The sequence below is a fragment of the Acinetobacter sp. COS3 genome (genome assembly GCF_000475335.1).
GTDB classification, from domain to species: Bacteria; Pseudomonadota; Gammaproteobacteria; order Pseudomonadales; family Moraxellaceae; genus Acinetobacter; species Acinetobacter venetianus.
In genome coordinates this window covers 103,858-118,788 of sequence record NZ_AXCD01000011.1, presented here as the reverse complement: position 1 = coordinate 118,788, position 14,931 = coordinate 103,858, and the positions used below count along the sequence as shown (strand labels likewise).

The window sequence follows — 14,931 nt, the reverse complement described above, 5'->3', positions numbered from 1 at the left end:
AGTACAAAATGTATAAAATTCTAGCTGGATTCGGATCGATTGTTCGTTCGTTATGGATGGTGTTTAGCCATGTAACGCGTAAACGTGACACGATTTTATATCCAGAAGTACCAGCTGAACAAATTGTTCCACCACGCTATCGTGGTCGCATTATCTTAACGCGTGATCCTGATGGTGAAGAGCGTTGCGTGGCATGTAATCTTTGTGCGGTTGCTTGCCCAGTTGGCTGTATTTCATTGCAAAAAGCGGAAAAAGAAGATGGACGTTGGTATCCAGAGTTTTTCCGCATTAACTTCTCACGCTGCATTTTCTGCGGTATGTGTGAAGAAGCATGTCCAACAACTGCAATTCAGCTCACACCAGATTTCGAACTTGGTGAATATGTACGTCAAGACTTAGTTTATGAGAAAGAAAACTTACTTATCTCTGGACCGGGTAAATATCCTGACTACAACTTCTACCGTGTAACAGGTATGGCGGTTAGCGGTAAAGAGAAAGGTCAAGCACAGAAAGAAAGTGCACCAGTTGATGTACGGAGCTTATTACCATGATGTGGCCATTTTATTTGATGGCGCTCGTGGCCATCGTTTCAACAGTTCGTGTTGTAACCAATACGAATCCTGTGCATGCACTTTTAAGTTTGATCGTTTCACTTCTTGCTGTTGCTGGTATTTTCATGATCGTGGGCGCGCCGTTTGCGGCTGCGCTTGAGATCATTGTTTATGCTGGTGCGATCATGGTTTTGTTCGTCTTCGTTGTCATGATGTTGAATCTTGGACAAGATACGATTGAACAAGAAAGCAAATGGTTGTCTTCGGATGCTTGGGCTTATCCAGCAATGTTGAGCTTTATTTTAGGCTTGATTTTGGTATGGATGCTAGGCGGTGAATACACCACAATTTCTGCACCTATGGGTACAGAAATTGTTGGGCCTAAAGCAGTCGGCCAAGCACTATTTACTCACTATCTATTATTGGTAGAAGTTGCCGCGATGTTATTGCTTGCAGCACTTGTTGCAGCATTCCACTTAGGCAAACGTGAACCAGGTGCAGAAGAGGATAAAGAATAATGGGACACATCCCTTTAGAACATGGTTTGATCGTTGCGACCATCCTTTTTGCACTGGGTTTTTACGGTGTAATGGTACGACGTAACTTTTTATTTATGCTTATGAGCCTCGAAGTGATGATGAATGCTGCTGCGTTAGCATTTGTTTTAGCGGGTAGCGTTTGGGCGCAGCCAGATGGACAAATCATGTTCATCTTGATTCTGACGCTTGCAGCTGCAGAGGCGTGTATCGGTCTTGCGATCGTCCTTCAGTTTTATCATCGCTTCCATCACTTGGATGTGGATGCTGCTAGTGAGATGCGCGGATGAGTACATTATATTTAACCGTTTTATTTCCGCTCATTGGTTTTATCCTGTTAGCGGCAGGGCGTGACAAACTTTCTGAAAATGTAGCCGCTATTATTGGTGTGGGTTCAGTTGGTTTATCTGCTCTATTTGCTTTAATTGCGGGTATTGCATTTACCAACAGTGGCGAAGCAGTGTTTGTTCAACACCTTTGGACTTGGTTCAGTGTTGGCGGTTTTGAGCCAGGTATCAGTTTACATTTGGATGGTTTGTCATTACTCATGACAGGCATGATCACAGGTGTGGGTTTCCTGATTCATATTTTCGCATCATGGTATATGCGTGGTGAAGAAGGTTATGCGCGTTTCTTCTCTTATTTCAACCTATTCGTTGCCAGCATGTTGTTGTTGGTATTGGGTGATAACTTAGCGTTATTGTTCTTAGGTTGGGAAGGTGTTGGTCTGTGCTCATATCTGTTGATTGGTTTCTACTACTCTAACCCTGCAAATGGTTGGGCAGCAATCAAAGCATTTACAGTAACACGTGTGGGTGACGTATTTTTACTCATCGCATTGTTCTTGCTCTATCAACAATTTGGTACGTTGAATACACAGTACATCGTTGAAAATGCAGCAACTGTAATGACGCAAAGCTCATCATTGTCGATCTGGACAGCATTGATGTTGTTCTTAGGTGCGGCGGGTAAATCAGCGCAAATTCCATTACAAACTTGGTTAGCTGATGCGATGGCTGGTCCTACACCAGTATCTGCATTGATCCATGCTGCAACAATGGTTACAGCGGGTGTGTACTTATGCTGCCGTATGTTCTCTGTGATGGAAATGGCGCCAGAAGTAATGCAGTTCATCTCGATTACAGGTGCTGTGACTTTACTGGTTGCTGGTTTTGCGGCATTGGTGCAAACCGATATCAAACGTATCTTGGCATACTCAACTATGAGTCAGCTCGGTTATATGTTTATGGCTGTGGGTGCTGAGGCGTATCAAGCTGGTTTATTCCACATGCTTGCTCACGCATTCTTCAAAGCGTTATTGTTCCTTTCTTCAGGTGCAGTGATTCTTGCATGTCATCACGAACAAAACATTTTCAAAATGGGTGGATTACGTAAAAAGATTCCATTTGTATTCTGGTGTTTCGTAATCGGTGGTGGTGCATTAGCTGCACTTCCAATCGTAACAGTTGGCTTCTTCTCTAAAGATGCGATTTTAGGTGCTGTATATGCACAGTCTACGATTGCAAACCTTCCACTTTATAATACGTTGTATTGGGTGGGGGTTGCTGGTGCATTCTTAACGTCTATCTATACCTTCCGTCTAATTTGGGTGGTATTCTTTGGCGAAGAAAAAACCCATGCACATGCCATTCATGGCGTGACTTACTGGGCACCGCTTGCGATTCTTGCTGTGTTATCAACAGGAATTGGCTATTTCCTTCAAGCGCCAGTTGCAAAATTATTGACGACTGCAAGTATTCCAAGTTTTGTTGTTCCTGAAACATTAGAAGCTGCTGTTGCACATGCTGAGCATTTAGCAAGTGGTATTGCACTTGCTGGTTTAGCGGTTGGTATTTTCTTATTTGCCTTTGCTTATGGTGCAGTTAAATCTTTTGCTCAAACGTCATTGGGTTCTGGTTTAGCACATATCTGCCGTACAGCATTTGGTTTTGATGCTTTGTATGACATCGTATTTGTAAAACCTTATTTATTGATTGCTAAAATCTTAGGTCGTGATCCAGTTGATGGTTTATGGCTGGTGCTTCCTGCAATCGTGAAAGGTGGAAATAGCTTTACAAGTTCACGTCAGACAGGTTCATTACGTGAATACGCATCAAGCATGTCACTCGGTGTAGTGGTGTTATTGATGATCTTGATCGTTATTCAGGTTGTGGGGAAATAAAATGGAAAACAATTTAATTTTACCCGCACTGATTTTAGTTCCTTTCATTGCTGGTTTTATTTGTTGGTTGGTTGATAAATTCGACCAACAACTACCACGTTGGATTGCCTTAATCGGTATGCTCATTACCTTTGGTTTGGGTATTGCACTTTGGCAAAGCGGTAACTATACCTATGAGTTAGGTGGAAACTTTCCTAAATTTGCCGCTGTATTTGATGTGCCATGGATCAAAACTTTAGGGATTCATATCACATTAGCTATTGATGGTTTATCGCTTCTTATGGTCTTGTTGACTGCGCTATTAGGTATTTTGGCGGTTGGCTGTTCATGGGGTGAGATTCAAAAGAATGTTGGATTCTTCCACTTAAACCTCCTTTGGAGTTTAGGTGGGGTAATCGGTGTATTCTTGGCGATTGACTTATTCTTGTTCTTCTTCTTCTGGGAGATGATGCTTGTACCAATCTACTTCTTGATTGCGTTATGGGGTCATAAGGGTTCGAATGGTCGTTCACGTGTTTATGCTGCAACCAAATTCTTCTTATATACTCAAATTGCTGGTTTGATCATGTTGATTGGTATCCTAGGTCTTGTGATTTATGGATACTCTCAATTAGGTGAAATCAGTTTTAACTATTATTACTTGATTAGTGTTGCAAACCATTTGGAGCAAAATACTCCAGCATTGGCTTATGCATTCATGCTGTGTTTCTTCATTGGTTTTGCGGTGAAATTACCAGTATTCCCATTACACGGTTGGTTGCCTGATGCGCACGCGCAAGCACCAACAGCGGGTTCTGTGGATTTAGCAGGTATTTTGATTAAAACGGCTGCGTATGGTTTGCTTCGTTTCGTTATTCCATTCTTCCCAGCAACATCAGCACAATTTGCTGATATCGCAATTATTCTGGGCTTGATTGGTATTTTCTACGGTGCATTCTTAGCGTACCAACAAACAGATATGAAACGCTTACTTGCGTACACGTCTATTTCGCACATGGGTTTCATTTTACTTGCAATCTATGCAGGTAATATCCTGACTTTCCAAGGTTTAATGATCATGATGTTGGCACATGGCTTGTCATCTGCGGCACTGTTCATTATGTCGGGTCAAGTTTATGAGCGTTTACATACACGTGATTTACGCTTGATGGGCGGTTTACGTGGTCAGCTTCAATACTTACCATTCTTCTTGATGTTCTTTGTTGCAGCACTTGTTGGTGTACCAGGTCTAGGTAACTTTATCGGTGAATTCCTGATTCTTATGGGTTCATTCAAAGCTTACCCAGCTTTCACTATCATTGCAGCAGTGAGCTTGGTATTTGCGGGTCTTTATGGTCTGATTCTGATTCACAAAGCATTGTTTGGTGAGCCGAATCCAGAACAAAAGCAGCACTATACAAGTCCATTGAAAGATCTATCAGCGCGTGAAGTTGGTATTTTGATGATCTGTGTGATCGGTCTAGTTTGGTTAGGTATTTACCCACAAACATTCTTGGATATGTCTCATTCAAGCATGCAATGGTTAGTAAATAGTTATATGCCAGTACAAGAAGTTGTTGAAACTGTTCAACAGGCTGCAACTCAACTTGAACATGTGGAGATGCAATAAATCATGAACTTCACAATTTCTTTTTCTGAGCTAATGCCTCTTGCTCCAGTAATGATTGTGGCATTGACTGCAATTGTTGTGATGTTGTTGACTGCAATCAAACGTAATCACAATCTTATCGCGACAACTTCAGTCGTAGGTTTAAACCTCGCTGCAATTTATATCGCATACACTGCATATACAGGACATTTCGCACCTGTAAATGTTATGGGCATGTTTATGGTTGATCCATTTACCATGCTCTATCAATTCTTGATTTTGATTGCTGCATTAGCGTGCTGTACTTTGTCACACGCTTATATTGAGACCTATAAAGAAAACCGCGAAGAACTTTACATTTTACTACTGTCTTCAGTTGTAGGTGCAATGTTATTGGTTGCAAGCTCTCACTATGCAGCTTTCTTCATCAGCTTAGAGTTGATGTCGATTCCTGTATACGGCATGTTGGCGTACACGTATCAACGTAGTCAGTCTTTGGAAGCAGGGATTAAATACCTTGTACTTTCAGCAACGGCCTCTGCAATGTTGCTCATGGGTATGGCATATATCTATGCGTACACAGGTTCATTGTCATTCTATGATTCTGTTCAAGCGTTGATGACTGCGATTAAACAGCCAATGGTGTTATTAGGCTTAGGCTTAATCATCTTTGCAGTTGCATTTAAACTTTCACTTGCACCGTTCCATAAATGGACGCCAGATGTATATGCAGGTGCACCAGCGCCAATGGCGACATTCTTGGCAACGGCTGCAAAAGTTGCAACGATTGGTCTGTTTGTACGTTACTTATTAACTTCAGGTGCGATCTTAGTTGAATCGCTAGTTACTGTGTTAACCGTGATTGCAGTGTTATCGATCTTGGTGGGTAACTTACTTGCTGTGCGTCAAGTAAACTTAAAACGTATTTTAGGTTATTCATCAATTGCACACTTTGGTTATTTACTGATTGCATTACTCAGCATGACTTATGCAAGTTTAGGTAGTGTAACTGTTTATGTGATCACTTATGTATTAACGACAATTGGTGCATTCGGTGCAGTTGCTTTAATGTCGAGTCCATACAACAATGTTGATGAGGCTGAAAGCCTTGCAGACTACCGTGGTTTGTTCTGGCGCCGTCCGATTTTAACTGCAACGCTGACTGTGATGATGTTGTCTTTAGCGGGTATTCCACTAACAGCAGGCTTCATTGGTAAGTTCCTCGTCGTTATGGCTGCGGTGACAACACAACACTGGTTCTTAGCTGCAATGATCGTAGTGGGTAGTGGTATCGGTTTATACTACTATTTACGTGTAATGGTTGTGATGTACATGACACCACCAGACGTACCGCGTATTGATGCAGATGCGCATTGGGGTACTAAAGTAGGCGGTATCATGGTATTAGGTGCTGCGTTGCTTGTGTTATTCCTAGGTATCTATCCTGATCCAATGATTAACTTAGCATTGAAGGCAGATATTCTTTCTCCATTGCATTTTATATTGTCACAACAACAGTAATTATCTGATTTGTACAAAAAAGCCTCCAAAAATTGGGGGCTTTTTTATTGAAGAGTAAAAAAACACTTTATAATAGCCAAAGATTAATATTACCTAGGTACCCACTCGTGTCTATCCAAGAAATTCGCCATCCGCTTATTCGCCATAAACTTGGTCTATTACGTCGTTCAGACATTAGTACCAAGAACTTTCGTGAGTTAGCGCAAGAAGTCACGATGTTATTGACCTATGAAGCAACAAAGGATCTTCCTGTTGTTGATCATGAAATTGATGGATGGGCAGGGAAAGTTTCAACTCAACGTATCGCAGGAAAAAAAATCACCATTGTACCGATTCTTCGTGCTGGTATTGGCATGCTAGAAGGGGTGCTGAACTTGATCCCAAGTGCTAAAGTTAGTGTTTTGGGCTTAGAGCGTGACGAAGAAACTTTAGAAGTTCGTACCTACTATAAAAAATTAGTCCCTGATGTTGCGAATCGTATTGCCATGATTATTGATCCAATGTTGGCGACTGGTAACTCTCTAATCGCGGCGATTGATGTTTTAAAAGCAAGCGGTTGTAAGGATATTCGTGTGATGGTTCTTGTTGCTGCACCTGAAGGAATTGCAAAAGTAGAAGCCGCACATCCTGACGTACGCATTTATACAGCTTCAATCGATCAAGGCTTAAATGAAGATGGCTATATCGTGCCTGGTTTAGGTGATGCTGGCGATAAGATTTTTGGTAGCGTCCAAAAAGATTAATTTTTAAAAATAAATAAAAGAGACGTGATCCTGTCATAAATTTTATGAGAGATCTAAAGTCTCTTTTTTATTTTCTATATACTATGAATATCGGTTTTTAAAAGTAGGGTAAACGTCATGAAACAAGATTTTTATCAAGGCAAAGTAAAACAATATAATCCTGATAAGGGCTTTGGTTTTATCGGTACAACAGAGGGTGATGTCTTTTTTCATATTTCAGATTTCCCTACGGAAGAAGGTGAGCCTAAGCGCAATGAAAAAGTGAAATTTGCTGTAGTAGAAAATCAAGGTAAGTTTAAAGCGATTCAGATTGAGCGTGTTGATCCAAATCCAGCAAAAACCAAGAAAACTCAGATCTCAAATCATAATAAAGCGATTACTTCGGAATTATTATCAAATTTTAGACGTTGATTTTCATTGAAATATCATGGAAAAAGAGGCTTTTTAGCCTCTTTTTTATTAGAATAGTGTCAATATAAAAATAGAGTGTGAAAGATGTTTATTGAGGGAAAAATTAAAAAATACAATTCAGAAAGAGGTTTTGGCTTTATTGACGTTGATGGTGATCACGCTGATGTTTTCTTCCATATTAAAGATTTTCCTAAAACAGCAGGCGAACCTAAGATTGGTGAAAAGCTAAAGTTTCTGATTGTTGAGGATAATGGAAAATTTAAAGCGGCGAATATTGTACGCTTGGATTTGAAGACAGTCAGTACAAACTATCCAAATCATTCTGATAATGGGGCAAGTGATCCAAAGCTGATGTTAAAACCTACTCAGAGTAGTAAAAAGGGGCTGACATTTACCATCGTTGGTCTTATTATCATTGCGATTTTAATAGGGCTCGTTTTCCAAAAGTATCAAACTTTTCAACAAGCCAAAGCATTGAAAACGGCTCAATTAATTGAAGAGCAAAAAAGAATAGTTGAGCAACAACGAGAAGCAGTGGGTGAATTACCTGAAGTGAAACTTTCTGAAAAGACTGAACACGCTTTGAAAGCCCCACCAACACCGTCAGTACAAACGTTTAATGCATCTCCTGTAACTGCAACTCAAAAATTTAGTTGTGATGGACGACAGCACTGTTCACAAATGAGGTCGCTTGAGGAAGCTCGATGGTTTGTTAGAAACTGTCCGAATACTAAAATGGATGGTGATAATGACGGAGAACCGTGTGAAAATGATTCTCGTTGGAGATAAAAAAGATCAGGTTTAAACCTGATCTTCACAGAATTGTAGAAATGCTTTTAGGCCAGGACCTTGATATTTTTGACGATGTACCAGCATAAAGAGTGGGCGAGTAAGCTGCCAAAATGGTGTATCTAAAATAACAAGTTGTCCTTTTTCAGCTAAAGGTTCAATAGCGAGTCTTGATACACATGACATGCCTAAGCCACCTGCAACGATTTTTAAAATAGCTTCGTTATGACCAAGTGTTAAACGGATATTTGCATCAGGTAGGTCTTGCAAAATCGCGTTATCAAATACTTCTCGAGTACCTGAACCTTCTTCACGTAAAATCCATTCAACATCATGGAAATCAGTGGGTGTGATTGGGCGATTTAATTGTGCTAATGGATGTTCAGGTGCACAACACACAGCCAACTCGTCATCTCGCCAATGAATGCACTGTAATTGTGGTAAATGGCATGAACCTTCGATCAATGCTAAATCAAGTTGGAATTGATTAACCGCTTCAATCATTTGGCGGGTATTCCCGACTTGTAACTGTAGATGTGCTTGTGGATGGCGCTGTAAGAAATCAGCCATCAGATCAGGCATTAAATAATCACTGATGGTGAGTGTCGCACCAAGACGTAAATCAATGCTTTGCAATTCACCCTTAGCTGCTTGCTCGAATGATTCACAACGACCTAAAATTTCTAAAGCTTGCGGGAGTAAGAAACGTCCCAAATCATTGAGTTGTAATCGTTTGCCTAAGCGATCAAACAAAGGTGCACCAAGACCATCTTCTAAATCAGCTAAGGCCATACTTGCCGCACTTTGGGTGAGTCGGACAGCATCACTAGCTTTGGTTACGGTTCCTTCCTGAGCGACCGCCACAAAAACAGCCAATTGGCGTAAGGTCATGCGCATGTTAAATAGCCTTAATGTTTTGAGTATCCATCAATTATTCGATCATGCTAACATGAGCTTACTGTTTCGTGCCACGTTCAAATCATGTCAATTGAAAAATTTAGCGTAGAAAAAGTTTTATCTGTACACCGTTGGACTCACAATCTTTTTAGCTTCAGGATGACCCGCCCAGCACATTTTAAGTTTACTGCGGGGCAGTTTGCCCGTATTGGCTTGATGGTCGAGGGCGAACTAGTGGTGAGAGCTTATTCTGTTGTTTCTTCGCCCTTTGATGAAACCTTAGAGTTCTTCTCAATCGTTGTTCCTGATGGTGCTTTCACTTCGAATTTGCAACACCTCAGTGTTGGCGATGAACTTTATCTTGAAAAAATATCTTATGGCTATTTAACATTGGCGCGTTATCAGCAACCGTTACCGCAAGATTTATGGTTACTGGCCACAGGGACGGGTTTAGCGCCATTTCTATCTATGTTGCAAGATTTTGAGACGTGGACTAAATATCAGCATATCAATTTAGTCTATAGCGTGCGTACAGCCTCAGAGTTGGCTTACGTTGAGCGGATTCAGGAAATTGCTGAAATGTTTGGTGAAGGACATTCAGGATTCAAATTTATTCCGATCATTACGCGTGATCCAAATGCAGCACTACATGATCGCTTACCGATTCTGATTGCAAATGGTGAACTAGAAAAGTCTGTAGGCTTAGCACTCGATCCTGAAACTAGTCATGTGATGCTCTGTGGTAATCCTCAAATGGTGGAGGATACCAAAGAGGCGCTTAAACAACGCGGTTTAACCATGAATCGTCGTGGTGAAGGAAATATCGCAGTAGAGAATTATTGGTAATGAACTAGCGCTAAGGCTGCTATAGGTTAGGGATGATGGATATGTTTAATGAACAAACATATCCATAAATTCACGGATTTCTTGAATGGCGGTATCAACGTCAGTCGTGAGCCAAGTCGGTTCAAATAAACCAATATAATGTTCTAACCGTTCTTGTGGAACAACCAAACGCACAGGACAGTCTTCTTCAAGTAAACGCCAAGGAAGAATCGGCACTTCATTGTCTAAAAATGGCTGTACATTGCGAATATCAACGATCATCGCGTTGATACAATCAGGTAGTGGCATCACAGAAAACTCTTCTGTACGACGACGGAAATATTCTAGATCTCCCCACTTTAATATATAGCTCGGTTTATTAAACTCGATAATCCCAATCAAATGTTCATCACGGGTGTGATGCAAAAAACATTGATGTGTAACATCAGTGTCTAAATCAAGAGAAACACTTTCTCGGCTGTAGGACATAGAGCAAAACATTAAAGAAACGGCAATCGAACATTATAGCTTATTTTTACTGCATTCTAAAAGCGCCTATATTTTATACAATAATGTAAAAGAGAAAAAGTAGAGTTCTGCAACTGAAACAACGATAGTCCGAAGATTTTTCACACAATGCAACAAAGCCTATTGCTAAGATGATTACGTGAGAAATAAAAGATGAGGGGTTGCTATCATGCATGATTTTAGTAAGCCACATCCTCATGTGGCGAGCAAAGAGGAAATTGCGAAAAAACGGAAATTGCCAGTGTATATGTTAATCATTGTTGGAATATTTCTGATCGCTTTACTTGTTTATATGGTTGCTGACCATTCTGCAAATCCAACTGCACAAGTGATGATGTCACATTTGCAGTCGGCATTATTGAATGCTTAGCCAATCATACTTTCAGACCATTTAAATTGATTTGAAAGCTCATTGGTGTGAACTGGTGGGCTTTTTTGCTTATTTTTGAGTGCTTTTTGTTGTATTAGTGCTGCCATTTATTGATTGATAAATAGACAAAAACTAAGGTTTAGGCATCCATAATTCTTGTTATTCGTTCAAAGAATAATCGTGGGTAGCTGGGTTTTACTTTAAAACACGACATAAGGATAAAAACATATGAATGATTTTTTTGGTGGTCCATCTCAGAGAGGGGGATTTGATGCAATGTATTATTGGGATCAATTTCATCCGATTTTAGCGGCAGTTGTAATCTTACTATTAGGTTGGATTATTGCTTTAGTTGTCGCCGCTGGCGTGAAGAAGTTATTACAAAAACTTGATACCAATCATAAATTGTCGTCGGCTACAGGCCATCCTTCAAACATTGAAAATCTAATCTCAAAACTGGTGTTTTGGTTCGTTATGATTCTCGCTGTCGTTGGAGCATTAAACGTATTAAATATTAGTGGTGTAAGTGACCCATTCAGTAATATGGTCGGGCGAGTGCTTGCCTATATACCAAATCTATTGGCTGCTGTTGCTGTTGGTTTTATTGGTTGGATTATTGCTCGTCTCGTGAGAGTTGGATTGACCAATGTATTGGCTAAAACGGACTTGGATGAAAAACTAAGTAGTGAAGTTGGTGTCAGTTCGCTGAGTAGTAATATTGGCGAGATTTTCTATTGGTTAGTGTTGCTATTATTCTTGCCAATTGTGCTTTCTATTCTCGGTTTAACAGGTTTATTGATCCCTGTTCAAAACATGGTCAATGAGGCAATTGCTTTTGTTCCGAACTTATTCATCACAGGCGTAATTATTTTTGTCGGATATATTCTTGCAAAAATTGTACGCGGTATTGTTGAGGGCTTAACCAATAGTTTGGGTTTGCAAGCACAAGCTGAAAAAATTGGATTATTTAAAAGCTCAAGCGTATCTAAGTTCTTAGGTTCTTTTGTTTTCGCGATCATTATTATCACGACGTTAATCGTTGCATTTGAAGCATTGGGTATAGAAGCTATTTCTCAACCAGCAACTGCAATGTTGAATGAGATCATGCATGCGATACCACAAATTATTGCTGCTGGTTTGATTTTAATCGTAGCGTATGTGGTCTCCCGTTTTGTTGGACGCTTAGTGGCTGAGTTAATTTCGGGTGCAGGCGTTGATGAAATTCCAATGAAATTGGATTTACAACGTTTCCTTGGTCAAACACGCGTTTCGGATATTGTTGGCTATTTGATTGTTTTCTTCACAATGCTATTTGCTGTTTCAGAAGCTGCAAATCGTCTTGGACTTGAGCAGGTGAGTGTACTCATTGCAATGTTCATCCATTTCGGTGCAAATATCTTGCTTGGTGCTGTGATTTTAGTGATTGGTTTCTGGTTAGCAAACATTGTTGCAAACGTGGTTCAGCGTGGTGAATACAATAGTTCTCGTTGGTTGGGAAATCTAGTTCGTATCTTGATCATGGGCTTAGTGATTGCGATGGGTTTAAAAGCCATGGGCATTGCAGACTCTATCGTCAATTTAGCATTTGGTTTAACGTTGGGTTCAGTTGCAGTCGCGTTCGCACTGGCATTCGGTCTAGGTGGTCGTCAGCCTGCTGAGCGTTTGTTAGGTGATTTGTTGGACAAAGCGAAAGCTGAAGGAAAACAGCCTAATCCGCTGAAACAGAATGAAATGACATCGAGTGTAAACCCGACATCTACACCGCCATCGTCGCCATATTCTGATGAATAGTAAAAATAATCTTTGATTTTTTTAATCAATTCGACCACTCTAAGCAGGGTGGTCGTTTTGTTTGTATTCGCGCTATTGGTCACTATTGGGTATTGCGACAAGGCAGTTAAGTGACATTTTATTCAGATATAAAGCAATTTTTTTGAGTGTTAAAATGTCTAGAAAGAAAAACTTGACCTAAAATGCAATTCATTTATAGATAAAGTATCAATAGTCTCTAAATAAAAAGTCTATAGGAGAATTAAATGAAGAAGCCTAACCGCGTATTTGCGCCAATTATTATTGCTGGAATCACTGTTGGCTTTTTAGCTAGTGCTTATAAATTTGTGGTTGCTAAATCCAGTCCAAGCAAAGAGAAGACGGTTTCGAATGCACAGCAAGCACCTTCTTCAGAGGCAGCCAATTCCTCAGACCACCACAGTTAAATCCATCATAATCTGCCGAATCGACACTGGAATTAAACGAATTGAGCAGCAGCTTGTGCGGATGACCATGCCCATTGGAAGTTATATCCGCCTAAATGACCTGTCACATCCAGTACTTCGCCGACAAAATATAAGCCTTTCTGTTTTTTGCTTTCCATCGTTTTAGATGACACTTCGCTGGTATCGACACCACCTAGTGTGACTTCGGCTGTTCGATAGCCTTCAGTACCAGATGGTTTTACTGAAAATGCATGAAGTTGTGTTGCAATGTGTTCAAGCTGAGCATCGCTAATATTGCTGATCGCGGTTTCGCTTTGTTCTGCCCAAATCAGTTGCTGTAATTCTAAGACAATACTTTTCGCAGTGAATTCATTCAATAAAGTCCTGAGTAGAACTTTAGGTTGCGCTTTTTTCTTTTCTTTAAAAAATTCAGTTAAATCTTGGCTTGGGAAGAAGTCAATTTTAAAATTTTCACCGACATGCCAATAGTTAGACAGTTGCAATGAACTTGGTCCACTTAAACCACGATGTGTAAAGAGTAGGGCTTCGGTGAATTGATGACGGTCATTGATCAGCGTTGCATCTAAAGCATTACCACTCAAGCGAGTTGTTACTTCTTTAAACTGATCTGAAAAGGTAAATGGAACTAATCCCGCACGGGTTGGATAAACATGGTGTCCAAACTGTTGTGCAAGCTCATAGCCGAATCCAGAACCACCCAAAGTCGGAATAGATAAACCGCCAGTTGCGACAACGAGAGATTCACATTGATAAGTTCCCTGATTGGTATCAATCATAAAACCTGAATCAGCTTTGGGTTGAACATCCTGAACTTCACAATGCGTTTGAATATTCACGTACTTCGCTTTTTCACATTCTATGAGCAGCATTTCTAGGATTTCTTTTGCGCCTTTTAACGTAAAAAGCTGACCATGCTTACGTTCTTCATATTCGATGCCATACTCGCAGACCATTCCAATGAAGTCCCAATTGGTGTAGCGAGTCAATGCGGAAATTACGAAATGTGGATTTTCTGAAAGATAGTTGGATGGTTCGACATCAAGATTGGTAAAGTTACATTTACCACCACCAGACATCAAAATCTTTTTGCCTACTTTATTGGCTTTTTCGAGTACCACCACGGAGCGCCCACGTTTGGCTGCTTCAGCAGCCAGCATCAAGCCCGATGCACCAGCACCTAAAACGACAACATCCACTTGATGAACCATGAGCAATACTCAATCGAATATGAAAAGCGGGCAATTATAAAAGATTTAAAGCATTTTGAGTATGTTGATTGTTGGGTTAAAAAATATACTTTTAAAATTAAAGCATGTTATAAAGTTGGTCTCGATAGAGGGGATTAGAATAATGAATGACAAGACATTTTTAGAAGATACTTCGCCAAATAAACAAGATCAATTGAGACAATACACACTGATTGCCTATGGATTATACGCTGCCAGTATTTTTGTCGGTTTGACCAGTATTGCGGCTGTGATTATGAATTATATCAAGCGTGATGAGGTTAAAGGCACATGGCTTGAGAGTCATTTTGAATGGCAGATAAAAACATTTTGGATTACTTTAATCGCTGGACTGATTGGCTTTGTCCTGACATTTGTTTTGATTGGCATACCTGTTTTACTTGCAGCCTCGATTTGGTTTATTTATCGAATTGTCAAAGGCTTGGTCGTGTTTATGGATAACAAACCGATTGGAGATGGTTGGTTTTAAGTTTCATTTTAAAAAATCAGAGCTGCCTGCGGGCGGC

The 14,931-nt window shown here is 40.2% G+C and carries 17 protein-coding genes; 14 read left to right on the top strand and 3 right to left on the bottom strand.

All coding sequences use genetic code 11. From position 1 onward, the window contains the following. The first annotated feature begins 8 nt into the window (after positions 1-8). The 9 genes from nuoI (at position 9) to IO68_RS22995 (ending at position 8,321) form a co-directional block, all read left to right on the top strand. Positions 9-551 carry an NADH-quinone oxidoreductase subunit NuoI gene (gene nuoI / locus IO68_RS23035; RefSeq protein WP_004881322.1) on the top strand — a complete coding sequence of 181 codons (543 nt, stop codon included), beginning with the start codon at positions 9-11 and terminating at the stop codon, positions 549-551. Beyond that, positions 551-1,069, top strand: a complete 519-nt coding sequence (nuoJ, locus tag IO68_RS23030) for an NADH-quinone oxidoreductase subunit J (RefSeq protein WP_017196614.1) — start codon at positions 551-553, stop codon at positions 1,067-1,069. Before nuoI ends, nuoJ begins: the two co-directional genes overlap by 1 nt. Next, entirely contained in the window at positions 1,069-1,377 is a 309-nt protein-coding gene (nuoK, locus tag IO68_RS23025; protein WP_004881318.1) for an NADH-quinone oxidoreductase subunit NuoK, read from the top strand. The genes nuoJ and nuoK overlap by 1 nt, the downstream gene beginning before the upstream one ends. Further along, complete coding sequence (gene nuoL, locus IO68_RS23020; RefSeq protein WP_023013076.1) at positions 1,374-3,269, top strand: NADH-quinone oxidoreductase subunit L; 1,896 nt, start codon at positions 1,374-1,376, stop codon at positions 3,267-3,269. Before nuoK ends, nuoL begins: the two co-directional genes overlap by 4 nt. Before the next feature lies 1 nt (position 3,270). After that, on the top strand, positions 3,271-4,878 hold the full coding sequence (gene nuoM / locus IO68_RS23015; RefSeq protein ID WP_023013075.1) for an NADH-quinone oxidoreductase subunit M: 1,608 nt from the start codon (positions 3,271-3,273) through the stop codon (positions 4,876-4,878). Between the two features lie 3 nt (positions 4,879-4,881). Next, the gene (nuoN, locus tag IO68_RS23010; protein ID WP_023013074.1) at positions 4,882-6,378 is read left to right on the top strand and encodes an NADH-quinone oxidoreductase subunit NuoN; all 1,497 of its coding nucleotides are present in this window, start codon (positions 4,882-4,884) and stop codon (positions 6,376-6,378) included. A 107-nt stretch (positions 6,379-6,485) separates the two neighbouring features. Then, a complete protein-coding gene (upp, locus tag IO68_RS23005; RefSeq protein ID WP_004881312.1) occupies positions 6,486-7,121 on the top strand; it encodes a uracil phosphoribosyltransferase in 636 nt (211 codons plus the stop codon). 117 nt (positions 7,122-7,238) lie between these two features. Then, complete coding sequence (locus tag IO68_RS23000; protein ID WP_023013073.1) at positions 7,239-7,532, top strand: cold shock domain-containing protein; 294 nt, start codon at positions 7,239-7,241, stop codon at positions 7,530-7,532. Positions 7,533-7,616: 84 nt separating this feature from the next. Continuing rightward, a complete protein-coding gene (locus IO68_RS22995) occupies positions 7,617-8,321 on the top strand; it encodes a cold shock domain-containing protein (RefSeq protein ID WP_023013072.1) in 705 nt (234 codons plus the stop codon). 12 nt (positions 8,322-8,333) lie between these two features. Here the strand turns inward: IO68_RS22995 and gigC are convergent, their stop codons facing one another. Further along, a complete protein-coding gene (gene gigC, locus IO68_RS22990) occupies positions 8,334-9,218 on the bottom strand; it encodes a LysR family transcriptional regulator GigC (RefSeq protein ID WP_004881307.1) in 885 nt (294 codons plus the stop codon). 84 nt (positions 9,219-9,302) lie between these two features. Between gigC and IO68_RS22985 the strand changes: the two genes are divergently transcribed. Beyond that, positions 9,303-10,064, top strand: coding sequence for a ferredoxin--NADP reductase (locus tag IO68_RS22985; protein ID WP_023013071.1), 762 nt, complete (start codon positions 9,303-9,305; stop codon positions 10,062-10,064). Positions 10,065-10,109: 45 nt separating this feature from the next. On the opposite strand, the gene IO68_RS22980 is transcribed toward IO68_RS22985, so the two are convergent. Beyond that, entirely contained in the window at positions 10,110-10,532 is a 423-nt protein-coding gene (locus IO68_RS22980) for a hypothetical protein (RefSeq protein WP_017196615.1), read from the bottom strand. Positions 10,533-10,740: 208 nt separating this feature from the next. Here IO68_RS22980 and IO68_RS22975 point away from each other — a divergent pair, with 208 nt between their 5' ends. The 3 genes from IO68_RS22975 (at position 10,741) to IO68_RS22965 (ending at position 13,157) form a co-directional block, all read left to right on the top strand. Continuing rightward, a complete protein-coding gene (locus IO68_RS22975; protein WP_004881301.1) occupies positions 10,741-10,941 on the top strand; it encodes a hypothetical protein in 201 nt (66 codons plus the stop codon). Between the two features lie 228 nt (positions 10,942-11,169). Further along, positions 11,170-12,732, top strand: coding sequence for a mechanosensitive ion channel (locus tag IO68_RS22970; RefSeq protein WP_007480974.1), 1,563 nt, complete (start codon positions 11,170-11,172; stop codon positions 12,730-12,732). 245 nt (positions 12,733-12,977) lie between these two features. Beyond that, on the top strand, positions 12,978-13,157 hold the full coding sequence (locus IO68_RS22965; protein ID WP_004881297.1) for a hypothetical protein: 180 nt from the start codon (positions 12,978-12,980) through the stop codon (positions 13,155-13,157). Positions 13,158-13,189: 32 nt separating this feature from the next. Here the strand turns inward: IO68_RS22965 and IO68_RS22960 are convergent, their stop codons facing one another. Further along, positions 13,190-14,386 carry an NAD(P)/FAD-dependent oxidoreductase gene (locus tag IO68_RS22960; protein WP_023013070.1) on the bottom strand — a complete coding sequence of 399 codons (1,197 nt, stop codon included), beginning with the start codon at positions 14,384-14,386 and terminating at the stop codon, positions 13,190-13,192. Between the two features lie 142 nt (positions 14,387-14,528). On the opposite strand from IO68_RS22960, the gene IO68_RS22955 reads away from it, so the two are divergent. After that, complete coding sequence (locus tag IO68_RS22955; RefSeq protein ID WP_007480977.1) at positions 14,529-14,894, top strand: DUF4870 family protein; 366 nt, start codon at positions 14,529-14,531, stop codon at positions 14,892-14,894. Positions 14,895-14,931 lie beyond the last annotated feature (37 nt).